The following is a 25,057-nucleotide window of genomic DNA, read 5'->3' as shown; positions in this document are numbered from 1 at the left end:
AGGGTTTGAAAAGGAGTCAGGTTTTTACACTGCCCCCAAAAAGTTAGACACTTTATGGGGGCATTTTTATGAGTAGAAAAATTAAATACGGTTTAGAGTTAAAATTACTGTTGGTAAAACAGGCGATCAATGGAGAAGGTTCGGTTCGTGCTATTGCTAAGGAAAACCAGATTAACCATACGATTTTGGATAAATGGGTTAGTTTTTATAAAGCCTATGGAATTGAAGGATTACAATTGCAGCCACGTCAATACGATGGCGATTTTAAGTTAACAGTAATAGAAACATTAAGAACTGAAGGCTTATCTTTATACCAGGCCTGCATCAGATTCAAACTTCCTTCAGTCAGTATGCTCAGCAATTGGCAAAAGAAGTATGAAAGTGAAGGTGTGGGGGCACTTTTCAAATCATGTAGGGAAAAATTTATGGATGCACCCGATAAAAAATCTAAAAAGAATAATCCTAAACAAACCAGGGAGCAGGAGTTGGAAAAGGAAAACAATTTTTTGCGTGCCGAAAATGAATATCTAAAAAAGTTGTATGCCTTAATTCAGAAGGAAGAAGCAGAGAAAAAGAAAAAGCGCTGATCATCCAGGGATTAAGGCAGAAACACGATCTTAAAATGTTGCTACAGGCAGCAGATATGGCTAGGAGTACGTTCTATTACCACATCCAGAAAAATAAAAAAGCAGATAAATACGATCATCTTAAAATACAGATCAAGAACTTATATGACCAGCATAAGGGCAGATTAGGGTATAGACGGATGGTCTATGCCCTAAGGGAGCTGGGCTTTCATCTCAATGATAAAACAGTTCTGCGCCTCATGAAGTCGATGGGGCTGAAAAGTGTGATCAGGGTAAAGAAATATAAAACCTATAGGGGCAGTTCGGTAAAGTGGCCGAGAATGTATTGCAGCGTAACTTTAGAGCAGATAGGCCTTTCCAAAAATGGGCAACAGATGTTACAGAGTTTAAAGTAGGCGTACAAAAGTTATATCTTTCGCCTATAATAGATCTTTTTAATGGTGAGATAATAAGTTACAAATTGTCGGAAAGGCCGAATTTTAAGCAAGTAACAGAAATGATCAAAGAAGCTTTTATACGCATACCCAAGCAACAAACAGCGCTTATCTTACATTCCGATCAGGGATGGCAGTACCAAATGAAGGCGTACCAAAAGCTCCTTCAGGAAAAAGCTGTTATACAGAGCATGTCAAGGAAGGGAAATTGCCTGGACAATGCAGTCATTGAAAACTTTTTTGGAACTATAAAATCCGAACTGTTTTACCTGAAAAAATATCAAACCATAGAAGAACTAAAAATGGAAATCAAATCTTACATAAGCTATTATAATAACGACAGGATCAGACTTAACTTAAAAGGAATGAGTCCGGTAAAGTACCGAACTCAAATGTGGAAAAATTAAATTATTTTTGTCCAAACTTCTGGGGGCAGTCCATTTTAAAACTTGACTTCTTTATGCGAATGCAAGAGCATAAAAAAAGCCCCAATTTCTTGGAGCTTTTTAAATATGTTTTTCTAGTGCTTATGCACCTAATTGTACACGTTTGAAAGCAGATACTGTTAAACCTTTAGAAGTGTTATCTAAAAATTTACGAACATCTACTGAGCTATCTTTAACAAACTCCTGGTTTAATAAAGTACTGTCTTTGTAGAATTTATTCAATTTACCAGCAGCAATTTTTTCAACCATTTCTTCTGGTTTGCCTTCTTGACGGATAACGTCTTTAGCAATCTCGATTTCACGTTCAATAGTAGCAGGATCAACACCGTCTTTATCAACAGCAATTGGACTCATTGCAGCAATTTGCATTGCAACATCTTTACCAGCTTCAGTAATATCTACGCCATTAGCGCCTTCAAATACTACTAAAACACCCATTTTACCATTAGAATGGATATAAGAAACGATTTTTTCACCAGATATATTTGCATATTCTTGGATAACGATCTTCTCTCCGATTTTACCAGTTAGTTCAGTTATGGTTTCAGCAACTGTACGTCCGTCTTCCAAAGTAATTGCTGATAATTCTTCAGCAGAAGAAGGATTGTTGGCAACTGCAGCAGCCAAAACGGCTTGAGCCAGGTTACGGAAATCTTCAACTTTAGAAACTGGCTCAGTTTCGCAAGCTAAAGCAACTAATTTACCGTTTGTTCCATCAGCTGAAACAGCGATTGATACCAGACCTTCAGAAGTAGCATTACCAGAACGAGCGGCAGATACTTTCTGACCTTTTTTACGCAATAAATCAACAGCAGCTTCGAAATCGCCGTTAGCTTCAACTAAAGCTTTTTTGCAATCCATCATACCAGCACCAGTTTGTTGGCGTAGTTTATTTACATCTGCGGCAGTAATTTGTACTGTAGACATTTTATTTCCTTTTTTAAAGTTTACAATCTTGTTATAACAATTACAGGTTACAAGTTACAAGCGCCAAGTTAAACTCATGTTAAGCCAACTTAAAACCTGAAACCAGTAACCTGCAATTAAAAAATATTACTATTCTTCTGTTTTAGTTTCTTCTGATGCTGACGCTTCAACTTCTGCCTCAGCAGCTTTTTTACGTCTTGGCTCTTTTGCTTCCGGAGCATCAGCCGCAGCTTTAGCAGCTACTGCTTCTTTTTCAGCCTCATCATCTTTTTCGCGTTTACGCTCATCTAAACCTTCTTCGATCGCTTTGATAATTACATCAGTAATTAAAGAGATAGATTTTGTAGCATCATCATTCGCCGGGATAGGGAAATCGATGTTAGAAGGATCAGAGTTTGTATCAACCATCGCAAAAGTTGGGATGTTTAATTTTAACGCTTCAGTTACTGCGATGTGCTCTTTCTTAACATCAATTAAGAATAAAGCTGCAGGTAAACGGTTTAAATCAGCAATACCACCTAAAAGTGATTCTAATTTAATACGCTCACGCTGAATCATTAAACGCTCTTTTTTAGATAAGATCGCATAAGTACCGTCTTTAGTCATTTTATCGATGTTAGACATCTTTTTGATTGACTTGCGAACAGTAGCAAAGTTAGTTAACATACCACCTAACCAACGCTCAGTTACGAAAGGCATGTTTACTTTTTTAGCTTGTTCAGCTACGATTCCTTTTGCTTGTTTCTTTGTAGAAACGAATAATACTTTACGTCCTGATTTTACGATTTGTTTAATCGCAGCCGCAGCTTCTTCAGTTTTAGTTAAAGTTTTATTTAAATCTATAATGTGAATTCCATTACGCTCCATGAAAATGTAAGGAGCCATTTTTGGATTCCATTTACGGGTAAGGTGACCAAAGTGTACACCTGCATCCAATAAGTCTTGATAAGTTGTTCTTGCCATTGTGTTTGCCTCCTGTGATTAACGTTTACTGAATTGGAATTTCTTACGGGCTTTAGCACGTCCTGGTTTTTTACGCTCAACCATACGGTTATCACGTGTCATTAAACCTTTAGCACGTAAAGCAGGTTTTTTCTCCGCATCTAGTTCAACAATCGCCTTAGCAATAGCTAAACGAACAGCTTCTGCTTGTCCTTTTACTCCACCACCTTGTACGTTTACAGTAATATCATAACGGCCGGTAAGTTCAGAAACCTCTAAACTTTGGTTTACGATATATTGCAAAGGTAAAGTTGGGAAATATTCTTTGTGATCTTTACCGTTAACGGTAATTGCGCCAGCACCATCTTTTAAGTAGATACGTGCAACAGCTGTTTTTCTTCTTCCTGAAGTGTTAGTAACTGACATTTCTTAAAGTTTAATGGTTTTTGGAGACTGAGCTGCATGAGGGTGAGTTTCACCTGCATACACAAAAAGATTGGTGTAAAGTTTTTTACCCAATTTAGTTTTCGGTAACATACCACGTACCGCTTTCTCGATTACACGTTGAGGGTGTTTCGCCATTAACTCCTTAGGAGAAATAAAACGTTGACCACCTGGATAACCAGTATAAGAAACATATTGCTTTTCGCTGAATTTGTTTCCTGTCAATTTAACCTTGTCTGCATTGATAACAATTACGTTATCGCCGCAATCTACGTGTGGGGTGTACTCAGGCTTGTTTTTACCACGGATGATCATAGCGATCTTCGATGACAAGCGCCCCAAAATCTCGCCTTGCGCATCAACAACAATCCACTGTTTGTTAACAGTTTTCGCATTGGCCGAGACAGTTTTGTAACTTAACGTATTCACTTGCTTGTATTTAATTTATTAAACAATTTATTATTCCCATTAAATTTGGGACTGCAAAGATAGGTAGAATACTTTTATTATCAAATAGTTGAAGAGAAAATTTTTGATATAAAATTGTCGTCATTGCGAAGAGCGCAGCGATGTGGCAATCTAATTGGCGATTTTTTGTAAAGCAAAACCTATAGTTCTTTTGGTTGTTCCAGTCGGGCTTTGCGCTAAATCTTTTTTGTTTTTTTAAGCTTTGACAAATTTCTTGCTACAGTGCTACTAATTTGTCAAAGCGAAAAACAAAAAAGGATATCGCTGCAATCCCGTTTAGGAAATGTGGGTTGGCGGAAGTATGTTAAGTTTTTAAAAAAAAACCTGGCTAATCTAAAAATACAATTCTAAGACTTTGTAATTATTGTAGATACCAAAGCTGGCGTTTCGGTAACCGTCAGGGTATAGATTCCGTTTTTAAATACGGTAACTTTCCCACTGCCGGTGTTGCTCTGTGAAACATAATTGCCATAATTTGCCGTTACATCTGCATAGAACTTAGCTGTCGAAAAGTTTTGATCAACGTCTGGTGAACCATTATTGATTTTTATTTGCTGAAGGCCAAGGTCATTATAAACGAGGGAGTAAATACCTGCAAGCCCTGCGATGAAAGATTTACTGACATACAGATTTGAATAGGCATAGTTTTCAAAATACGCACCAAACTGAACATTCGTGCTTGTGCTTGAAACGAGTCTTAGGGTATAACCAGTTGTTTTAAGCCGGTCGGCATAACTGGAAAATGACGATGAATAATTTTTATCAAGGCTGTTCCAAACCGAGTTTATGCTAAAATCGTTAACAAGCCTTAAGGTTTGTTCCTGATCAAGAGAGTTCTGGTCATTTTTAATAACACATCTAATCTTAAAATCGCCTGTTTGATTTACTGCATTAAATTTGAATAACAAACTGGTTCCCTCTAGCTGTGCAGTTATTTCTGATAGCTGAGTTCCAGTCTGGCCGTTCAAGCTAAGCGTGATATTGTCTTTGTCGCTGTAATCTTTAAAATACCTGACTCCGATATATATTTCTGATGATTTAGATTGAAGCAGGTACTCCGGCGAAATGATAATCCTTTCAATTTTCTTCGGTGTAGATTGTGAATTTTCACCTTTCTTAGCGCATGAATAGAAAAGAATACTTATAAGAGCAAGTAAGAGCGTATGTTTTTTCATTATTGATGATTAGATACTCAAAAATAGTATTTTAAAGAGAAAATAAAAATTACAAATCATCTGGCATGTAGCCAATTCTTTTCCTTGGCCCAATTTTCTTATCGATCAGTTTATCCAGATAAGTAAAAACCAGTTCGATGTTTTTATCCTGATTGCTTACTTTATGTTTAATTTCTTCAATTTCGAGTTTAAGCTCGCCACTGTCGATAATGAATTGACGTATGCGCGTGAAAATCCTTACAATCTGAATATTTACCTGTATGGCTTGCTTGCTGTTTAGTACACTTGAAAGCATTAGTATACCATGTTCGGTAAAAACAAAGGGTAGTTTTCTTCTGCCACCCCAACTTGAAGTCGCAATTTGCGACTTCAAGTTTAACCACTCCTCATCAGTGAGTTGAAACATGAAATCTCCAGGGAATCGATCGGGATTTCTCCCAACTTGCTCATTAAGGCGTTTAGTTTCTACACCATAAAGCTCAGCCAGATCACTATCAAGCATCACTTTAAGGCCTCTTACCTCGTAAATTTTATTAACTACAATATTGTCAGGGATGATAGGAAGCACTTGTTTAGCTGTCATATCATTTTGGATTTGAATTGAAGATACAAAAAATAGAATTATTTATTGCAAAGTAGAATCTATAATTTTTTTGATTTTCTCTTCACGTTCATGATAATTTCCACTTATGTGGATATAGTTAATACCCCGCTTTTCGAGTTCCCTTTTAAACAGATTAAACATTTCCAAACGCCTGTCGCCAAAATCGCGGAGATGATCAGCAACCCATTCTACATCAATATCCAATAAGAAATATAAATCGTAACTGATTTCATTTTCAAGATCGTTAAGGATATCTGGAACCTGATTTAAATAATATTGCGAATATATTTTTGTGGTGATTAAGTCCGTATCGCAAAAAACGATTTTATTGGCAATGCTTGTTTTTTCTTTTATCCTTTCTGTTTGTGCTTTACCTATTTTGATAATGTCGTCAACAGTGATATCGTTAGAGGTAATTAATTCGCGTGCAACTTCGGGAACAAAAACGGTATGGTAATGTACAGCCATCTTTTCGGCCATAGTCGATTTTCCGGTGCTTTCCGGTCCGTAGAAACAAATCTTTTTTGTAAAATATGGTCTCACTTGTTCAGGGATAAATTCCCAATATTGGAAAGGATGGTTTCTGATCAGCGTAGCAGAAATCGGGACGAATTTCCTTGGCTCATCAAAGAGGATATGTTCTGCCTGTAAATTATGGGCGAAGGGTGGTCCATAAAATTCAGAACTGAATAGCATATCAATTTTTGGATAAACCTCCCGCATTCTGATGGCCCATATATTGGTTCGCTCACTTAGGGGCAAGGTTTCGTCATCAAAATCATCAGCAATAATGGCTGGCTTAATATTGGGCTTGCTTTTAAATATTTGCTTTATCCATTGAAAACGCAATACCGGGTCAATTTTGTCTTCAGGGGTAAAGCTCATCGATACAATCAACTCATCGCAATGTGCAGCAGCAAAATTAATCAGGGCAATATGCCCTTTATGGATTGGCATAAACTTGCCTATAACTAATCCCCTTTTCATGCTGTTTTAGAATAACTTCTGTATTCTTTAATCCAATGCCACAGTGCAAAGGCCGCTATAATAGTGAAGACGAAATATTCTACCCCCATAAACTTGATGCCTTTTAAAAAATATAAGTAAGTAGCCACAACATCAATAATTAACCAGATAATCCAACATTCTACCCTTTTCTGGATCATTAAAAAAGTGGTGATTACACTCATTACAAAAATAAACGAATCAACAAAAGGGTAGGCACTTGGTAAATTAAATAACAATGGAAGCCAATTATGGAGCTGACCAGCTAAAGTACCCATCAAAAATGTGCCAACAATGCCAACAGCCAGTAACATTAAAAACTGCCTCAGGGGCATAAAGCTGATTTTAAGTTCTTTGTTTTTATCTTCTTCACCAGGTTTCGGATTGGTCCAGCGCCACCAGCCCATAATATTGGTTACAAAGAAGAAAACCATTAAAAACATATCGGGATAAAGCTGGCTTTGGTAATATAAAAAGGCTGATAGAAAAACATTAACGATACCTGCTGGCCAGCTCCAAACACTTGCTTTTGCAGAAAGAACAACAGAAATAATCCCGGTAATTACTGCGAAAAATTCCAGATAGCTCATTTTATAGCCAAGAACCGTAAAAAATATACTATGGGCATCAAAAAAACTCATTTCTTTCTTTTAAAAGATCTATAAAAGACTAATGTAAATAATTTATTTCCGCCTATTGATTTTCTGTTGGCAAACAATCCAAAAATATAGCTGTTATAAGAATATCTATTGGCTTACCGCCGTATTTATTAACCAGCAAATTTCTTGTATGCAGTATATCGACCAGATTTTCGGTTATCCAATTCCTTTGTTTTTTAAAAACCTGATTATTGGTTTAGTAGCAGTTTTGCTGGGGATTATGATCAAGTTTATCATCCATAAAACTTTTATCCTGCTTTCGCGCTGGTGGGATTTTATTATTATAAAATCAACCATTAAACATTTAAGAAGGCCGGTTGCGGTTTTTATTCCATTGTTGTTGCTTAATTTTTCGCTTACATTAATGGAGATGTCGCCCTCATTTAGGTTGCCCATTACGAAAGCGTTAGAAATTGCCTTAACCATCACTTTTGCATTAATATTGGTGCGTTTAATAAATGTATTGGAGGATTACTTTTACCTGAAATACGATCTGAATAAGGAAAATAACCTGAAAGAGCGAAAAATAAGGACGCAGCTACAGTTTGTTAGGAAATTTATCGTTTCGCTCATCATTTTAATTACTGCAGCCATTATTTTATTGAGTTTTGATAGTATGCGCAAAATTGGGGCGGGTTTGCTTACGGGGGTTGGAATAGGGGGAATTATCATTGGTTTTGCTGCGCAAAAATCACTGGGAAATTTATTGGCGGGTTTTCAGATTGCTTTTACGCAGCCCATCAGGATTGATGATGTTTTAATTGTGGAGGGTGAATGGGGAAAGGTAGAAGAAATAACCCTCACTTATGTGGTGGTTAATATATGGGATCAACGCAGGTTGATTTTACCGATAAACTATTTTATAGAAAAACCTTTTCAGAACTGGACACGAGTTTCTGCCGACCTGTTAGGAACTGTTTTTTTATACCTTGATTATACTATTCCTATTGAACCTTTGCGCGAGGAACTAACGCGTTTGCTGAATGCAAATGTATTGTGGGATAAACGGGTAAATGTAGTGCAGGTTACCGATAGCACTAAAGATGGTGCCATTGAGGTGCGTTTTTTAATGAGTGCCTCCAATTCGTCAAAAGCTTTCGATTTAAGGTGTTATGTAAGGGAAGCAATGATTTATTTTATTCAAACCAATTATCCGGAAAGTTTACAAAAGAAAAGGTTGGAGTTTAGGGATATAGATAGATCGTCATTTCAACCGTAGTGGAGAAATCTATTTCGAATGTGTTCAAAGATTTCTCCATTCCGTTATCGTTCAGTCGAAATGACGATTTTTTTATTTAAACATACCTTTTAGCTTTGCTAATTTTTCCTGTAAATCGCCATCAGCATCTTTTGGTTCATTGCGGGGTTTAAAATTAGGCTTACTGTTGTTAGGTTTGTATTCTTGCTTTGGCTTGTGCTCTTTAGACTCCCGACTACGGACTTCAGACTTCGGACTAGTTTCAGTTTTCATAGATAGTGAAATCCTTTTACGGGCAACATCAACTTCCATTATGGTAACTTCTACCTTTTGGTGCACTTTTACTATATCATTAGGGTTGGCGACAAAACGGTTGGCCAATTGGCTGGTGTGTACCAGGCCATCCTGATGAACGCCTATATCAACAAAAGCACCAAAATTGGTAATGTTGGTTACAATTCCCGGCAGTTTCATGCCTGTTCTTAAATCGGCAATTTCATTTACGCCATCAGTAAAGCTGAAAGCCTCAAACTGCTCACGTGGGTCGCGGCCTGGTTTTGCCAGTTCTTTTAGAATATCATTCAAGGTAGGCAAACCAATTTCATCGGTCACATATTGTTGTGGCTTGATCTGTTTTTGCAACTGTGTATCTTTCATCAGCGCTGCAACGGTTGTTCCCAGGTCTTTAGCCATTTTATCTACTACGGCATAACGCTCAGGGTGAACGCCACTGGTATCCAAAACATTCTCCGCATTGCGGATGCGTAAGAAACCTGCAGCCTGCTCATAAGCTTTGTCGCCTAAGCGAGGGACTTTTTTCAAACTTTCGCGGTTTTTAAATGCGCCGTGGGTATTTCTGTAATCAACAATATTCTGCGCTAAAGTTGGCCCTAAACCTGATACATAAGCTAAAATTTGTTTAGAAGCTGTATTTAGCTCTACCCCAACAGCATTTACAGCGCTGATTACCGTATCATCTAAACTCGCCTGTAATTTATTCTGATCAACATCATGCTGGTACTGGCCAACACCGATAGATTTTGGATCGATTTTTACCAATTCGGCCAATGGATCCATTAAACGGCGACCAATTGAAACGGCACCACGCACCGTAATATCCTGCGTAGGAAATTCTTCTCTGGCCACATCTGAAGCGGAATAAATGGATGCGCCACTTTCGTTAACCATTACGATGGTGATGTGCGGTAAATTCAAAGCACGAACAAACGCTTCAGTTTCTCTTCCTGCGGTACCGTTACCAATGGCAATGGCTTCAATATCATATTTTTCACAAAGTTGTTGGATGGTGAATTCGGCATTTTTTACATTGCCTTGTCCGGTATGAGGGTAAATTGCTGTGTTTTCTAATAACTGACCTTGCTTATCTAAACAAACCACTTTACAGCCCGTACGGAAACCAGGATCAATCGCCAATACATTTTTTTGCCCCATTGGTGCCGCCAATAACAACTGACGTGCATTTTCTGCAAAAACACGGATCGCTTCTTCATCCGCCTTCTGTTTGGTTAATACGCGTAATTCAGTTTCCATTGCTGGTTCCAACAAACGTTTATAACCATCTTCTAAAGCCTGCTGAACTTGTTTTGACGCTGCATTATTACCTAAAATAAACTGATTTTCTAAAATAGCAACCGCTTCTTCTGCAGGAGGTAGCGCATCTAACCGTAAAATTAACTCTTTTTCGCCACGGCGCATGGCCAAAACCCGGTGTGATGCAGCTGTTTTAACCGGCTCGCTCCATTCGAAGTAATCTTTGTATTTAATACCTTCTTCTTCTTTTCCTTTAATTACTTCCGATTTAAAAGCTGATTTTTCCTGAAAATAGGTGCGCATTTTGGTACGGGCTTCAGCATTTTCAGATATCATTTCAGCAATGATATCCCTGGCACCAGCCAAAGCTTCATCGAGGGAGTTTACACCTTTTTCAGTATCGATAAATTTATCTGCTTCCGTACTTAAGTCAAAATTGCTTTGATCAAATATTTGCAGGGCTAAAGGTTCCAGTCCTTTTTCTTTTGCCACCGATGCACGTGTTTTACGTTTTGGTTTATATGGCAGGTAAATATCTTCTAGCAGCGAAATGGTTTCCGCTTCGTTAATCTGTTTTTCAAGTTCTGGGGTTAATTTACCGAGTTCGGTCATCGATTTTAAAATCGCTTCACGGCGTTTGTCCAAATCGCGTAATTGCAACACCCTATCGCGGATTGCGGCTACCTCAACCTCGTCTAAACTACCGGTTGCCTCTTTACGGTAACGTGAAATAAAAGGTACTGTTGCACCTTCATCTAACAGGTTTACGGTTGCGGTTACTTGTTTTTCTGCAACTTTTAATTCGGCTGCAATTATTTTATGGTGGCTTAACATATCCTAATGGGTAAAATTAAAGGAAGCAAAGCTAATGAGGATTTGCGTTATTTAAGGATTTTTAAAATGAAGTTTTCCACCGAAATTTGTGAGTAAGTTTTTGAGAAAAAATAGCGTCACATCGCTTTCTTTTTCTTCACTTTCTCTAGATCTTTTTCCGCTTTAAACTTTGTTATCCTCGTAATCAGTTCCAGAGGTAGGGGCTTATCTAAAGGAAACTGAACGGCACCCTTGCTCCATTTATAATTGGCAAATTCATCCTTAAAATTTTCTATACCTGAGCTGGTTGGATAAAAACCGATGTGTTTAGCATAACCTGCAAAATATACCAGCACAGTGTGTTGTTTAAATGCTGGCATACCGTAGCTGATCACCTCTTTAGCTTCTGGTGCCGCCTGCTGGATGGTTTCACGAACCTTTTGCAATAACTTTTGCGTTTCAACAGGGAACCTCGCGATATATTGATCAATATTTTCTGGTTTAGGCTGATCCATATCTGATGGTTTTGCAAGGTGAATTTACAAATATTATTCGCTAATCTGTATATCGTATTTGTGCAATAACCCTGCGAGTCCTGATTTTGAAAATCTTGCTTTTTTGATCCTGTTGTTATCCGGATCTATGGAATAATTGTAAGCTGTTTTGAAATCTGCTTTTTCGAGGATAGTCCTATCAAAAGTAGCATTTAATAAATCGCAATTCTCAAAAGTTGCGTTTGCTAAGTCACTTTCAGAAAAATCGACTTCATGCAATTGAGAATTTTTAAAAGCCGTTTTCTTTAGTTTTAATTTATAAAAAGAGGAATGGTCCAGTTTGCAGTTGTTAAAGCTGAATGCCAAACCAAAATCGTTGCAGTTTTCGAACCGTAAGCCCAGCATTTTACAGCCTTGAAAATTGATGTCTATAAAAGAGGTTTTGGTTAGGCTGGCCAAACTTAAATTGCAGGAAATAAATTCGCAGTCTAAAAACTTCACACCACTTAAGTCAGACCCCGAGAAATTGCAGTTGATGAATTTACAGTTTTCGTATTCTGCTTTTGTGAGCGCCCGTATAGTAAAATCGGTTTTTTCGAATGTTTGGTCGGCTATGTAATTGTCGGGCATATAGGGAATTTATTTTACGACGAATATAAAAATTTAGTGTGGTTTTTTGGCTCTGAGCAGGAAACTGAATTGTGTTTTTTATACAGACAGGGGTTAACTAAACCAGACAGAAATGGAAATACTTTTTGGTTGCAGCAACCTTGAATATGCTGACAAGCTTATCCAAAAAGATTGCAATGAATGGCGGGGCTGATTAAACCGAAGGATTACTGAACATAAATTTTCGAATATTTGCCACGGAAACACAGAGGACACGGAAAAGGGGAAATAAAAAAATCCCCCAAATTTCTTTGGAGGATTTATATGTTTTTGGTCTTCGACTACGCTCAGACTGACAGACTACGCTGAGACTGGCATTTATTTTTTAACGTACATTACTTCTTTTACCGCTTTAACTACACGATCAGCATTTGGTAAGCTCGCCGCGATTAAAGTTGGTGAGTATGGAAGTGGAACATCGGCACAGGTTATGCGTAAAACCGGTGCGTCTAAGTAATCAAATGCATGTTTCTGTACCATAAATGCAATCTCTCCAGAAAGAGATGCTAAAGGCCAGGCTTCTTCTACAACAACCAAACGGTTTGTTTTCTTAACCGAAGCAATAATGGTATCATAATCGATAGGACGTACGGTACGTAAATCGATCACCTCAACATTAATTCCTTCTTTAGTTAATTCTTCTACGGCTGGATTAACCACGCGTGTTAACATTTTACCGAAAGTTACGATGGTTACGTCAGTACCTTGTTTAGTTACATTAGCTTTACCAAATTCGATATAATATTCTTCTGCAGGAACGTCGCCTTTATCGCCGTACATTACCTCTGATTCCATGAAAATAACCGGATCCGGATCAATGATAGCTTGTTTTAATAATCCTTTTGCATCATAAGGAGTTGAAGGAACAACAACCTTTAAGCCTGGTGTGTTTGCAAACCAGTTTTCGAAGTTTTGAGAGTGCTGTGCACCTAATTGACCTGCGTTACCAGTTGGGCCGCGGAAAACCATAGGGCATGAGAACTGACCACCACTCATTGATAAAATTTTAGCAGCACCGTTGATAATCTGATCAATAGCTACTAATGAGAAGTTAAAGGTCATAAATTCCACAATTGGAATAAGGCCTGCTGTTGCGGCACCAGTTGCAATACCTGCGAAACCTAATTCGGCAATTGGGGTATCGATAATACGTTTCGCACCAAACTCATCAAGCATACCCTGACTTACTTTGTACGCTCCGTTATATTCTGCTACTTCTTCACCTAATAAAAAAACGCGGTCATCTTTACGCATTTCTTCGCTCATGGCTTCGCGTAGTGCTTCTCTAAATTGGATTTCTCTCATTGTAAATTTTAATAACGGTGGCAAATATAATTATTAATCGCTTTGAAACCAAAGGCTAAAATGCCTATGTTTTGTAATAATTATAGGTGTTTTAATTCATTATTCAGCGTTTTTTAAGCGGTATTTTTTGCTAAGTGGTTTAAGAAAGAAATATTATTGGGTAATTGCCTTTTTGTTAAGCTTTTTGTATTAAAGCTTAGGCTTTTTCCGAAATATCTTCTCCAAAATGGATAATATTGCCGCTGTTATCTAAAATGGAGAACTGCCTCATGCCCCAGGGCATATTTTTTAATTTTCCGTTTGGATGGACTACTCCTTGTTCGGAATAGGCAGCATAAAGTTCATCAACTGCAGTAACATAAATATAACAACCTGTGTTTTTAGGGATGCTTTCGTCATCAGTGGGCCACAGGTGGATGCTAATGTCGTCTTTACTAAAAATAACATAACCATCCCAATTGTTATGGAAGGTGAAACCCAGTTTTTCGGTGTAGAATTTTATGGTTTCTTCTGCATTTAACGAGGCAAGAATTGGCGTAGCAGTTTTAAACATTGTTATAAATTTTCTAAATCATTAATATCCTTTGCCCTTGCGGCCGATTTTTTAGCAAGTAAAAGGTCATTATAATTTATAGTTCTGATTTTTAATCCATCTTCTTCAAAAAAAACTGAATTTGGATAACATTCATCAAAATTTAATCCTTTTACAATAATCATTAAATCAATTGATACCGGTGGACGTCCGAAACTAAAAACCTCCCAATCTGGATGATGAAGAAAGTTGTCTTTGGTCATATCAAACACAGGCATTCCAAATTGAAAAAAAGCATTGAATATTTTTCTATAATTTTCTTCCGTTCTCTCAACCCAAATATCCATATCCCCAGTTGTCCTTGAATATCCATGAAGTATTACGGAATATCCACCCACCAGAATATACTTTACACCCTGGTTATTAAGAGCCTGAATAAATTCGCGGAAATCATCATTGAAAATATTTCCCATTACTTTCTACTTCTAATCGAAAATATAGATTTATCCATCTTTGGGGATTATTTTCAGGATAGTTATAGGCTACGCTATTTAAATAGTTCGCAATCCTTAAACGCTCTTGCCACGACAGATTTTTATAATAAACCCTATCGGCTTTACTAGCTTCTTTTGCGGTTTGTGCACTAAATGCTGTTCTATCTAAACGGTACATACTCAAATATAAAAAATGTTTAGTTTGATTTAATGATTTGGATTTAATAATCCATAAATCTCGCTATCTAGAAATTGCCCCCTAAAATAGTAATCTTGTTTAAAATGCGCTTCTTTTACAAAGCCATGTTTAATTAGCATTTGCCTTGATGCATCATTTCCTACATTGATGTTTGCACTGATGGTATGCAGGTTAACTTCATTAAAGCCAAAATTGATTGATCTTTTTAGTGCTTCGGAGATAATTCCCTGTCTCCAATAATCAGGGTGGAGCATATAACCAATCTCTGCACGGTGGTTGGCAAAATCGGTTCGCCAATAACCTACAGAGCCAATCATCTGGTTGGGGTTTTCTTTTAAAGCAATTACCCAGGCAAGATTGTCGCCATTTTCATAGCCATTTCTGAAACGGGAGATAAAATCCTTGATTTCGAAAATATCTTTTGGCCTTTCTCTATCAATGTATTTCATTACCGTTTCATTAGTGCGCATGGCAAAAAGGGTTTCGGCATCGGCAAGATCGTGTTCGCGTAGGATTAGGCGTTCGGTTTCGAGTACAGGGAATTTTGTGAAATTTAAGGTTAGCATTTTTAAAGATCTTCTTTTTCTAATGTAAAACCATATTTATCTACAAATTCTTTGACTTCAAATTGAAATGATTTTTTTGCATGATGAATTTCTTGATTTTTAATATAGCTGGTGACAGCTTGCAGCCCAGATTCGCTAACTGATACGGCAAAATAATCTTCCTGCCACATAAAAGGAGTATCTGTCAACATATTTTTGTTGATCCAATATTCAGATTCTCCCTTAATGAGTTGGGCTACTTTTGCAATTGTTTGTTCTCTTCCTAGAGATATAAGACAATGCATGTGTTCTGTGTACCCATTAATAGCTTGTAGAAAAATAGCTTTTTCTCTACAGTTTTCTATAATATGATTTTGAACTTTATAGCGGATGTTTTTTGTTAAATAGGGATGTCGGTTTTTGGTTGAGAACACCAGGTGAACCCAAATTCTTACATACGACATATTTGATAGATTGATTAGTCTAATATAAGAAATTTTTGCAGTCTGCTAAAGCAGACTGCGAAGAAAAGCGATGTTATCTATTCATTGGCGTTGGCTGAAGCCAACAGCAATGAGAATTATTTCCCAAACAAAGTTTTATAAATAGAATATTTGTAGTTATCCTCAACCGCGCTGGCTACAAAATAAGGGGCTTCAAAAAGTTCGGTCAGTTTTTTTCTTAGTTCGGCAAGAAATTCGGGTTTAATTTCTTCAAGATAGGCCCCAGATAGGTTTTGCCTGCCCGATTTAAACCAAACGCCGTCTGCGCTCATGGTTTTTACTACATATAAATTAGGTTCAACAAAGCTTTTCCCAGAGAACTGTTCGTAAGCGTAGGTGTATAATAAGGTTTGGATTAAGGCTTTGTTGATGTGTTTGCCGTCAGAGTTAAATAATTCAGGTATATCCTTAAAGGTTAATTTATCACTTCCGGTTTTGTAATCGATAATTTTGGTTACGCCATCCTTTACATCCACACGATCGATAAAACCAAATATTTTTACGCTGACTTCTTTTCCTTTTAGCGGGAAACTAATCTCTGCCTCAACTTTCTGTTCGAGGCTGATGATGTTGAACGGCGTTTGAGCTTCATCCTGATTTAAAATGATATTTACATAAGCATCAACAATTGATAAAATTACCTTTTGCATTCCTTTATATTCCATCACCGTATCTGGATTTTTAAACATCACGGCATTAAAACCCTTTTGTATCAGCGTGGGAATCTGTTTCCTTTTCTCTTTAATCCGCTCTGCAGTAATTTCTGCCGATCTTAAGTCCTCGTAAAAATATTCCATCACTTTGTGCAAAATCGAACCGATTTCGTTGGCTTCTACTACTGCACTGATCTCTTTAGGTTCTTTAATGCCTGCAATGTAATTGAAAAAGAAATCTATCGGATTGGAAATGTATTGGGTAAGTGCAGATGGTGAAAGCACCTTCTTTTTATCGAGGTATTTTTGAAGTGTTTCCTGGATAAAGGCATTATTAGTTTTTTCGATCTTGATTTCTTTAAAAGGTTCGGTTTTTACCTCGAGATTAAGTTCGTTATAGTTGAAATCGAAACCGCTTTCATACTCAAGCTGCTTTAAAATCCTACTGGCTTCACCTGAAGTAGATTCATCTGTCAAGCTATTATAGACAAAATTGATATTGTTTGCCCGCTGTAATAGACGGTATACCATGTAAGAGGAAATGGCGTCCAGATTTTCGAGTACAGGCAAACCATAAACACGACGAATAGAATCAGGAATAAAACTATTGCCAATGGATGATTTTGGAATAATACCTTCATTAAAGCCTAAAATCACCACTTTGTCGAAATTTAAGTTGCGGGTTTCGAGCAATCCCATTACTTGAATCCCGTTCAGCGGATCGCCTGAAAGTGGAACTGCAATAGCCTGCAGTGATTTTTGAACGAGGTAAATTACAAAGGGGATTTCTTCCTTACCAATGTGGTTGCTAAAGGTATCGTGCAAACGATTTAATTCCTGTATGGTTTTTACAAATAGTTCTGCATCGATTTTTTTGAGCGTTTTTGCATTGGATAAACGGGTTAACACATAATCGAGCACATCAAGTAAATTTGTGACCACATGCTGCGGATCGTCGATTTTTTTATAAAAAGTTTCAAACAGTCCACTTTGGCGCAACAGGCGTTTATGGTCGATCTCCACCTGGTTTTCTTCCAACAATGCAGTTAAAATTTTATCCCGCATTTTTTGGGTAAGGCCTGTTAAGGGATGGGTTAAAAAAGCTTCTACATTTTTGTAACTTACTTTATCCCGCTGTAAAATCTCTAGCTGACTCCCCAACCATAAATCAACCAAACCGAATATACTCGAGGTTGACAAAGCAAAACCCATGGTTACATTGAGGTCGATTTCTTTTCCATTCAGGTGAGTTGGAATTGTTTGTAGTGTCGGAATCAACAGGCTTTCATCAGCCAAAACCACTACTGTTTTTCCAACAGTTTCTGCTGCGGTATAATCTTCGGTTAAAATATTGTTCAGGATTTTAGCCTGTGCCGATTGTCCCTGAACCTTATAAACATTTACATGGTGCGGGGCAGATTTCATTAAACTTTCCTGCCCTGCAAATTCATTTTTCAATCCAAGCTGGTTGATGTTTTTACGTAAAAATAAACCTGCCTCCTGCGAGGCATCATCTAAATAATAGGTGTCGGCATCAAAATAAAACAATGCTTTGCCGGTTTCCTGTAACTGGGTAAATATTTTAGCCTCGGCACTGCTCAAAGCATTAAAACCGACGAAAATAATCTTCCCTTTATCAAAATTGGAAATAAACTCCTGATGGTTGGTAATATCATCCGCCAGATAACGGTAAACCGAACCATTGGTTAAATAACCCTGCTCTTTAAGCATAGCGTGATATTTATGGTAAAGCTTAGGCATCCTTCGCCACATCTTTATGAACAGTTCCTGCTGTTTTTTATGTTTACCTTCCGAATAGGAAGTCCAGAACTGTGCAAGAAACTCGTATTGCTCTGGACTTAAATAATCGAAATCTTTATTGATCATCGAAATATCTTCCAGGTCACGGTACAATTTCCCGGCATCTACCAGATCGGCATCAATCTGGTTGAAATCACTTAATATGATCTTTGCTAAGGGAAAAAACTTATGGCTTGATATGTTTTCCAGCTTCTCTTCTGCAAGCAGTTGGTTATAAATTCTGTGAAGGGTGAAAAACTGCAGGTAAAAATCGGCTATTTTATAACTGGTAGAACTGGCAAAGAATTCCTGTATGGTAAAAAATGACGGGCTGAAAAATGGTTTCCCAATAATATCGGCAAGGTGTTTTTGCAAATATGCAGATGGACGTTTGTTGTTAAAAACAATGGCACAGTTTTCAAGCTGATTTCCAAACCGGGCAACTAAATCTTCGGCAACTTCCTGTAAAAATGGTTTTATCTGCATATTATACTAATTTCAATTTGCCTTTAACTGCGTAGAAAAGATAGGTTTTGATATTCTGATAACCCATTTCAGTAAGTAATATTTTGTAATTATTTACCTGTTCGATGTGTTTATCGCTTTCTTCCAACGTAAATTTATAATCGAGGATAATTACTTCATCTGCGCTGATCAATACCCGATCAGGACGGTGTAGTTTCCCATTGGCATCAATGATGTTTTTTTCTACAATGCTTTCACTTGCTTTATCTAAAATTTCTTTGAGCTCTGGGTTGTTCAACACTTCAAGTGCTGAATTGATTAACTGCTGTTTTTCTTCTTCTTTGATAATGCCCTGCAAAACCAGGTTTATCGCATAATCTTCTATTTCTTGTGTATTACTGGCGCTGGCCAGGATATCGTGTAATAAGGAGCCTTTTCTCCCTGATTTTTCAATGTTAACCAGGTGTTTTAAATGTTTTTCTGCGGAGGGCACGTAGAGTTCAGATAAGCGGTTTGTAGTTGGATAGCTATTTAAATTAATAAAATTCGATTCTTCAGCTTTACTTTCAACCGTTACATCGTCAACGATTTCGTACACGCCGTTTTCATCAAACTGCTCATCAAAAGTGAAATTGATTACATCACCCATATTGGATAATTTCAATTCCTTTTTGGCCATTGTAGCAATGTAGAGGTAATCTTTAGAACGTGTGGTAGCCACATAAAGCATGTTCAGCGCATCCATATTATTATAAAGCAGCTCTTCGTAATAAGCTTTCGCAATTGCAGAATCGGCTAATGCCTCATTGTATTTTAAAGGAATACCTTTTAATTCTTTATAAACCGTTTCTTCTGATGAAACCCAGAAAGTACCATTGGGTTTACCTTTAATTTCCCAATTGCAAAAAGGTACAAAAACAGCCCTGAATGCTAAACCTTTTGATTTGTGAATGGTAATAATCTGTATGGCATCGGCACCTTCTGGTGAAGGCAATGATTTTTTAATACCGTCTTCTTCCCACCAGGTTAAAAATGATATAATACCTTTTTCACCCAGTTTTCCGGCAGAAGCGGTCAGGTCTCTAAAGGCTAACAGATAAGGAAGGTTGGCAGTTAAGTTTTTTAAACCATAACTTTCAATCAAAATCTCCACCAATTCCGGTAGCGGAAGCTGCAGCCAGCTTTGCCAGTTTTCGCACAAAGCAACGGGTAAAACCGCGGTAAGCGTGCTTAAAGGTTTATTGGTGAGGTTAAGGTAATAATTGGCATCAATCTCTTTATCGTGCAAAGAATGGTAAAGTGCAATACAATTGGCTTTGTATAGGGCCGTTTGCGTTTCTAAACCGATCAGTACTTTTAAGGTGTTAATGATGAGTTGTATAGCTGAGTTATTCGAAATTAATAAGGCATCGCCAGACAAAACAGGCAATTTGTGCTCCATTAATTTTTTAACGGTTAATAAAGCTTCGCTGTTGGAGCGTACCAAAATGGCAATATCTTTTAGCGCATATTGCTGCTCATTTTTGAGGTGGTTTATTTCTTCAACAAGATCGTCCAGGGCAATATCCCTAAAAACAGTTTCGGTAAAGCGAGCTTCATTTGGGGCATGATCTTTACCAAATTTTTTGATTTTTATGGTTCCGCCTTTTAGCGTATTTGTGGCGAAATTTTGGGTCGATCCGCTATAAATATCAGTTATAATCTGTTGGTAATGCTGTTCCTGCCACCATTTGGAAATGCTTTCGGGTTTGGTAGCCAGATTTTCATTCAGCTCATTCTGCAAGGTAATTGGAATGGCTTTGTAAAGGAAATTATTAAAAGTGATGATGTTTTCTGCGCTGCGGTAATTTTCTTCTAAACTTTCTTCGAGTACATTTTCTGCACCAACATCAAGCTTGGCGTGTTTATGCAGGATGTTCCAATCCCCATTGCGCCAGCGGTAAATGGATTGTTTAGTATCGCCAACAATCAGGTGATCGATCAAATCCTGACTTGGTGTGGCCATCGCATTGGTCAACAATGATTTAAAACTTCCCCACTGACTGGTAGAGGTATCCTGAAATTCATCAAACAAGAAATTGCGGTAACGGTTGCCAACTTTTTCCCAAATGAAAGAAGGATTATCCCCGGCATCTTCGGTAATTCCCGAAATCAGTTTTTGTGCATCGCTGATCAGCAGGTTATCGTTTTCAGCCCTATATTCTTTTAATAACACGGCAATTTCCTGCATCAACCTTAAATAATATAGGTTTTTATTAAAAGCAATAGCAAGGCTATAATTAGGTAAGTGCGTTAAGTAATGGCTTTTTAATTTTTGAAGAATCGGATTTACCGTATCATAAGCTTCAGGGAAATTTGCATTTTTTTGAAACCACTCATCCGGCTCGTCAATTAAATTGAAAAGGGGCTCTGTTTTAGAAAAATCTCCTCTGGCGATTAAAATAATTTTGGCTAGCGGACTACGTGATTTGCCTTTCAGGTGCTCAGTTTCTACGCCGATTACATTCAGGGCTTCGTTTGCTTCGGTTGCCAGTGAAACCAGTTCCTCTTCAAAGTTTTTGATTTCTGCCTTCGTAACACTGATGTATTTTTTAAATAATTCGTCGATGTTCTCTAAACCTAAAGCACTAACCGCATCTTCAAAAATCTGGAAACGTTCAGAAAATATTTCGCCGATCAGGTTATAGAGTTCGAATTTATAATTCCAGCTTTTGTTATCACTGATGCGCTCGATGGCCAGATCGATTATCCATTGCAAAAGCTGTTTATTATGATCTAAAGCTTCATCCAGTTTGTTTACGAGATCATCTTTCACCTTGTCATAATTCATTTCTAAATTATAATCGGCGTTAAGTCCCAGTTCAAATGCAAAGCCGCGGATCACTTTCTGTACGAAACCATCAATAGTGCTTACCGAAAAACGGCTGTAATCGTGCAGAATCTTTCGGTAAATCTTATCTGCTTTAAATTGTAATTCCTGAGGACTTAATATCGGATAGGCAAGTAAAATGAGTTTCCGATAATCTTCTATTTTTTTTGATGGATTTCCCTTTGCTAGTCCAAGCAGTACCTCCAAAATTCTGGTTTTCATTTCTTCGGTGGCCTTGTTGGTAAAGGTTACCGCTAAAATTTCGCGGTATTTATTGTCGCCACTAAAAAGCAAAGTAAGGTAATGTGCAGTTAAACTGAACGTTTTACCGGAACCTGCGGAGGCCTGAAGAATTTTGAGGGGTTGGGGCATAATGTGATTTCTCGAATTTTAAACTTACAACAATTTAAAATTTTCACGAAATCATGATATTAACAATTTAGCTCAATCAGGCTTTTTTGTTTTTTCTTTTATTGAGTGTTTTATGACTGATCCTTGCCGGACGTTCGGCCATTTCAATGGGCAGGCCAAGCAAATCGCGGATGACCACAGATGCGCATGCACCGCCAAATGCCGCAGGAAGGTAAGAAACCGTACCATAAGCAGAACGTTTGAAATTACTTCCATCAGTCATGATCATGGAGTTTTTATCCATTTCTTCTGTAGAAAAAACTGCTTTTATTTTTGCTGCATTAGGAAGTTTATTCAACCTTTTGCGCACATAACTTGCAAATACACATTGATAAGTATCAGGAAGAAGTGTAATTCTCAATCGTGTTGGATCCATTTTACCACCTGCCCCCATCGAACTCACGATTGGGATGTTTTTTTCTAAGGCAGTTCCCAACAAAGTAATTTTAGGCATCACACTATCAATACAATCCATAATGTAGTCGAATTTTGATTCTAAAATTTCCCTGCACTTTTCGGGTGTTAAGAAGGTATTTACTACATGAAGTTTTAATTCAGGGTTAATAGCCAGTAAACGTTCCTGCATAATTTCCGCTTTACTTACACCATGATTGGTTGCCAGGGCTGGCAATTGCCTGTTCCGGTTGGTTGGATCTACCACGTCACCATCAACAATAGTCATTTCGCCAATACCTGAACGGCAGATAAATTCGGCAGCAAAAGAGCCTACACCACCCAATCCGATCACCAAAACGTGTTTCGATTGAAGTTTATCTATTCCATCATTCCCAACAAGGAGGGCAGAGCGCGAAAGCCAGCTAACATCAGACATATTAATTTTTATAAATTCCTTACTTTTTCAATTTCTTTCTTCATTTCATCTATTAATTGCTGCTCTGTAGGCAGATAAAGCTGATATTTGCTTGCAATAATAGTTTTATTGTTTTCTGGAAGTGATATTTTCACTACCGCATCATTCTTGTCCGTGCATAGTAAAATACCAATAGTTGGGTTTTCGAAACTTTGTTTTTCAAAACGGTCGTAATAATTTACATACATCTGCAATTGCCCCATATCTTGATGGCTCAGTTTAGTTGTTTTAATTTCTATTATAACAAAACACTGAAGGAGCCGATTGTAAAAAACAAGATCTATAAAAAATTCATCACCATCAATGTGTATACGTTTCTGTCTTGCCACAAACGAGAAACCATTTCCAATTTCCAACAAAAAATCTTGTAGGTGGCTAATGATCGCTGTTTCTAAATCCTTTTCGTAATAAGCTGTTTCTTTTTTTAAGCCCAAAAATTCTAATACCATTGGGTCTTTAATAATCTGTGTTGGTTCTGTAGGCTGTTTCTCTGCTCTAGCTATAGCTAAAACTGATTCAATGTCATTGCTCAAGAGTAAGCGTTCGAATAATTGGCTATTTACTTGTCTTTCTAATTGTCTTGCCGACCAGTTATTTTTTTCAGTCTCAGCAATGTAGAAATCTTTTTTATCTTGACTATCAATACTTATCAATATTTTGTAATGTGTCCAACTGAAATGCGTCCGCAGTGCAGACGCAATTGGAAAAGCACGATAAAACTGTCTATTTCGCTCCAATTGGCGAATCGAAAAACCCGTTCCTAGTTGTGGCTGAAACTCATCGGATATAGATTTAATAAGGTATTCGCCATAGCCGGCCCTATCTTTACCTTTTTGTTCTTCTTCAAAAATAACTTTACCGATTTTCCAATACATCAGCATCCTTTCTGTTTCAACAGAGCGTATTGCTCTTTCTTTTGAAGAGATTATGATTGATTGGATTTGCTGTAAAAGCTCTTTCTTCAGTCGCATTAATTCAGTTTATAGAAATTATAATGGTTTCTTTGTACAAGAATTCCAAAAATAAGACCAGCAAATATAATATTTTATGTATTCAGGATTTTAATACTAATTTTCTAAAAATATTAGTTTTAAAGAGGTTAATTGAAATTTTATATTAAATTCAATTTATTCCAGTCAGCAAAAATACGAGCTTTAAGTTCATCAACTGTACATTTTTTTAAAATGGCTGCGGTCTGGTAAATTTCTTCAATCGAAATATCAGCATCATCAGTTTCCAGGAAAAATTGATCGGTATTTTGAATCAGCTTAGCTGCGCCAGAATTTTCTTTTAAAGCCGTTATTCCAAAAGAAAGGAGGAAGCCTTTATCCAAGAGCTGGTTGCCAAGCTGCTCATTTTTGTTAAAACCATGGATAATCATGGGTACTTTAACTTTTAATCGTTGTTTAATGGCAATCAACTCTGAAAAGCATTTAACGCAATGTAAAATCAGGGGTTTATTGATTTTTTCTGCCAGTTCGATCTGTTTTTCCAGAATAGTGAGTTGATTTTCCAGTTTTTCACCCCTAAGCCGGTCTAAACCACACTCACCAATCTGTTTTACATTTGTTTGATTGGCCACAACACTTAGGTATTTCATTTGCAGTTCGAGCTGATCAATTTTAGCAAACCAGGGATGTAGCCCAACCGAAATTGGCTTGGTTTTAGGCATCGCTAAAAAGATATCGCTGGTTAAGGACAAACTTTGAATGCTAATAACCCCAGGCTGGGTAGCAACTTTATGGGTATGTATATCAAGGAAATCCATTGCGAGGTAAAGATAATATTTTGATGGATCATGTGGGATGTAAGATATAATAGAAAATAAACTGAAATCAATTAAACCTTATTCCCAAGTGCAAATCCATTAATGACCAATGACCAATGACCAATGACCAATGACCAATGACCAATGACCAATGACCAATGACCAATGACCAATGACCAATGACCAATGTTTACGCTCTGTAAAGAATTTGCTAATCATCTATAAC

At 37.3% G+C, this 25,057-nt stretch carries 26 protein-coding genes; 4 read left to right on the top strand and 22 right to left on the bottom strand.

The features are described 5' to 3' along the window. The first annotated feature begins 68 nt into the window (after positions 1–68). The 3 genes from H9L23_RS20120 to H9L23_RS27130 are packed head-to-tail and all read left to right on the top strand — an operon-like array spanning position 69 to position 1,428. Positions 69–587, top strand: a complete 519-nt coding sequence (locus tag H9L23_RS20120; protein ID WP_187591635.1) for a helix-turn-helix domain-containing protein — start codon at positions 69–71, stop codon at positions 585–587. A 35-nt stretch (positions 588–622) separates the two neighbouring features. Next, complete coding sequence (locus H9L23_RS27180; protein ID WP_187592013.1) at positions 623–982, top strand: IS3 family transposase; 360 nt, start codon at positions 623–625, stop codon at positions 980–982. Further along, positions 898–1,428 carry an IS3 family transposase gene (locus H9L23_RS27130; protein ID WP_449427094.1) on the top strand — a complete coding sequence of 177 codons (531 nt, stop codon included), beginning with the start codon at positions 898–900 and terminating at the stop codon, positions 1,426–1,428. The genes H9L23_RS27180 and H9L23_RS27130 overlap by 85 nt, the downstream gene beginning before the upstream one ends. A 120-nt stretch (positions 1,429–1,548) precedes the next feature. On the opposite strand, the gene tsf is transcribed toward H9L23_RS27130, so the two are convergent. From tsf to pnuC, 8 genes are all read right to left on the bottom strand, one after another. Next, complete coding sequence (gene tsf, locus H9L23_RS20105) at positions 1,549–2,394, bottom strand: translation elongation factor Ts (RefSeq protein WP_187592011.1); 846 nt, start codon at positions 2,392–2,394, stop codon at positions 1,549–1,551. A 129-nt stretch (positions 2,395–2,523) separates the two neighbouring features. Next, positions 2,524–3,357, bottom strand: a complete 834-nt coding sequence (gene rpsB / locus H9L23_RS20100) for a 30S ribosomal protein S2 (protein ID WP_025145384.1) — start codon at positions 3,355–3,357, stop codon at positions 2,524–2,526. Between the two features lie 18 nt (positions 3,358–3,375). Beyond that, on the bottom strand, positions 3,376–3,762 hold the full coding sequence (gene rpsI, locus H9L23_RS20095; RefSeq protein ID WP_187592010.1) for a 30S ribosomal protein S9: 387 nt from the start codon (positions 3,760–3,762) through the stop codon (positions 3,376–3,378). 3 nt (positions 3,763–3,765) lie between these two features. Then, a complete protein-coding gene (gene rplM / locus H9L23_RS20090) occupies positions 3,766–4,209 on the bottom strand; it encodes a 50S ribosomal protein L13 (RefSeq protein WP_010602007.1) in 444 nt (147 codons plus the stop codon). A gap of 386 nt (positions 4,210–4,595) precedes the next feature. Next, the gene (locus H9L23_RS20085) at positions 4,596–5,423 is read right to left on the bottom strand and encodes a hypothetical protein (RefSeq protein WP_187592009.1); all 828 of its coding nucleotides are present in this window, start codon (positions 5,421–5,423) and stop codon (positions 4,596–4,598) included. A 49-nt stretch (positions 5,424–5,472) separates the two neighbouring features. Then, positions 5,473–6,006: an ORF6N domain-containing protein gene (locus H9L23_RS20080; protein ID WP_187592008.1), complete on the bottom strand. Its 534-nt coding sequence runs from the start codon at positions 6,004–6,006 to the stop codon at positions 5,473–5,475. A gap of 42 nt (positions 6,007–6,048) precedes the next feature. Continuing rightward, a complete protein-coding gene (locus H9L23_RS20075; RefSeq protein ID WP_187592007.1) occupies positions 6,049–7,014 on the bottom strand; it encodes an AAA family ATPase in 966 nt (321 codons plus the stop codon). Continuing rightward, positions 7,011–7,673: a nicotinamide riboside transporter PnuC gene (pnuC, locus tag H9L23_RS20070; protein WP_187592006.1), complete on the bottom strand. Its 663-nt coding sequence runs from the start codon at positions 7,671–7,673 to the stop codon at positions 7,011–7,013. The genes H9L23_RS20075 and pnuC overlap by 4 nt, the downstream gene beginning before the upstream one ends. 148 nt (positions 7,674–7,821) lie before the next feature. Here pnuC and H9L23_RS20065 point away from each other — a divergent pair, with 148 nt between their 5' ends. Further along, positions 7,822–8,910, top strand: coding sequence for a mechanosensitive ion channel family protein (locus H9L23_RS20065; protein WP_187592005.1), 1,089 nt, complete (start codon positions 7,822–7,824; stop codon positions 8,908–8,910). Between the two features lie 72 nt (positions 8,911–8,982). On the opposite strand, the gene H9L23_RS20060 is transcribed toward H9L23_RS20065, so the two are convergent. From H9L23_RS20060 to H9L23_RS19995, 14 genes are all read right to left on the bottom strand, one after another. Continuing rightward, positions 8,983–11,274, bottom strand: a complete 2,292-nt coding sequence (locus H9L23_RS20060; RefSeq protein ID WP_187592004.1) for a Tex family protein — start codon at positions 11,272–11,274, stop codon at positions 8,983–8,985. A gap of 116 nt (positions 11,275–11,390) precedes the next feature. Next, positions 11,391–11,768: an iron chaperone gene (locus tag H9L23_RS20055; protein WP_187592003.1), complete on the bottom strand. Its 378-nt coding sequence runs from the start codon at positions 11,766–11,768 to the stop codon at positions 11,391–11,393. A gap of 33 nt (positions 11,769–11,801) precedes the next feature. Beyond that, complete coding sequence (locus tag H9L23_RS20050) at positions 11,802–12,377, bottom strand: pentapeptide repeat-containing protein (protein ID WP_187592002.1); 576 nt, start codon at positions 12,375–12,377, stop codon at positions 11,802–11,804. Positions 12,378–12,734: 357 nt separating this feature from the next. Next, positions 12,735–13,721, bottom strand: coding sequence for a pyruvate dehydrogenase complex E1 component subunit beta (locus H9L23_RS20045; protein ID WP_025145374.1), 987 nt, complete (start codon positions 13,719–13,721; stop codon positions 12,735–12,737). Between the two features lie 196 nt (positions 13,722–13,917). Next, positions 13,918–14,274 (bottom strand): bleomycin resistance protein, encoded by a 357-nt coding sequence (locus tag H9L23_RS20040; protein ID WP_187592001.1) that lies wholly within the window; start codon positions 14,272–14,274, stop codon positions 13,918–13,920. Between the two features lie 2 nt (positions 14,275–14,276). Next, complete coding sequence (locus tag H9L23_RS20035) at positions 14,277–14,726, bottom strand: nucleotidyltransferase (protein WP_187592000.1); 450 nt, start codon at positions 14,724–14,726, stop codon at positions 14,277–14,279. After that, entirely contained in the window at positions 14,707–14,925 is a 219-nt protein-coding gene (locus H9L23_RS20030; RefSeq protein WP_187591999.1) for a hypothetical protein, read from the bottom strand. Before H9L23_RS20030 ends, H9L23_RS20035 begins: the two co-directional genes overlap by 20 nt. Positions 14,926–14,954: 29 nt before the next feature. Then, positions 14,955–15,512, bottom strand: coding sequence for a GNAT family N-acetyltransferase (locus tag H9L23_RS20025; protein ID WP_187591998.1), 558 nt, complete (start codon positions 15,510–15,512; stop codon positions 14,955–14,957). 2 nt (positions 15,513–15,514) lie between these two features. After that, entirely contained in the window at positions 15,515–15,955 is a 441-nt protein-coding gene (gene tnpA / locus H9L23_RS20020; protein WP_187591997.1) for an IS200/IS605 family transposase, read from the bottom strand. A gap of 116 nt (positions 15,956–16,071) precedes the next feature. Next, positions 16,072–18,933 (bottom strand): PD-(D/E)XK nuclease family protein, encoded by a 2,862-nt coding sequence (locus H9L23_RS20015; RefSeq protein ID WP_187591996.1) that lies wholly within the window; start codon positions 18,931–18,933, stop codon positions 16,072–16,074. Between the two features lies 1 nt (position 18,934). Then, positions 18,935–22,153 (bottom strand): UvrD-helicase domain-containing protein, encoded by a 3,219-nt coding sequence (locus tag H9L23_RS20010; protein ID WP_187591995.1) that lies wholly within the window; start codon positions 22,151–22,153, stop codon positions 18,935–18,937. A 76-nt stretch (positions 22,154–22,229) separates the two neighbouring features. Then, the gene (locus tag H9L23_RS20005; RefSeq protein ID WP_187591994.1) at positions 22,230–23,024 is read right to left on the bottom strand and encodes a tRNA threonylcarbamoyladenosine dehydratase; all 795 of its coding nucleotides are present in this window, start codon (positions 23,022–23,024) and stop codon (positions 22,230–22,232) included. 8 nt (positions 23,025–23,032) lie between these two features. Further along, positions 23,033–24,034: a PDDEXK nuclease domain-containing protein gene (locus H9L23_RS20000; RefSeq protein ID WP_187591993.1), complete on the bottom strand. Its 1,002-nt coding sequence runs from the start codon at positions 24,032–24,034 to the stop codon at positions 23,033–23,035. 140 nt (positions 24,035–24,174) lie between these two features. Beyond that, entirely contained in the window at positions 24,175–24,831 is a 657-nt protein-coding gene (locus tag H9L23_RS19995; RefSeq protein WP_187591992.1) for a TatD family hydrolase, read from the bottom strand. Positions 24,832–25,057: the final 226 nt, after the last annotated feature.

Origin of the sequence: Pedobacter roseus, from assembly GCF_014395225.1 — a bacterium.
GTDB lineage: Bacteria > Bacteroidota > Bacteroidia > Sphingobacteriales > Sphingobacteriaceae > Pedobacter > Pedobacter roseus.
This window is presented reverse-complemented; position numbering and strand designations above follow the sequence as displayed.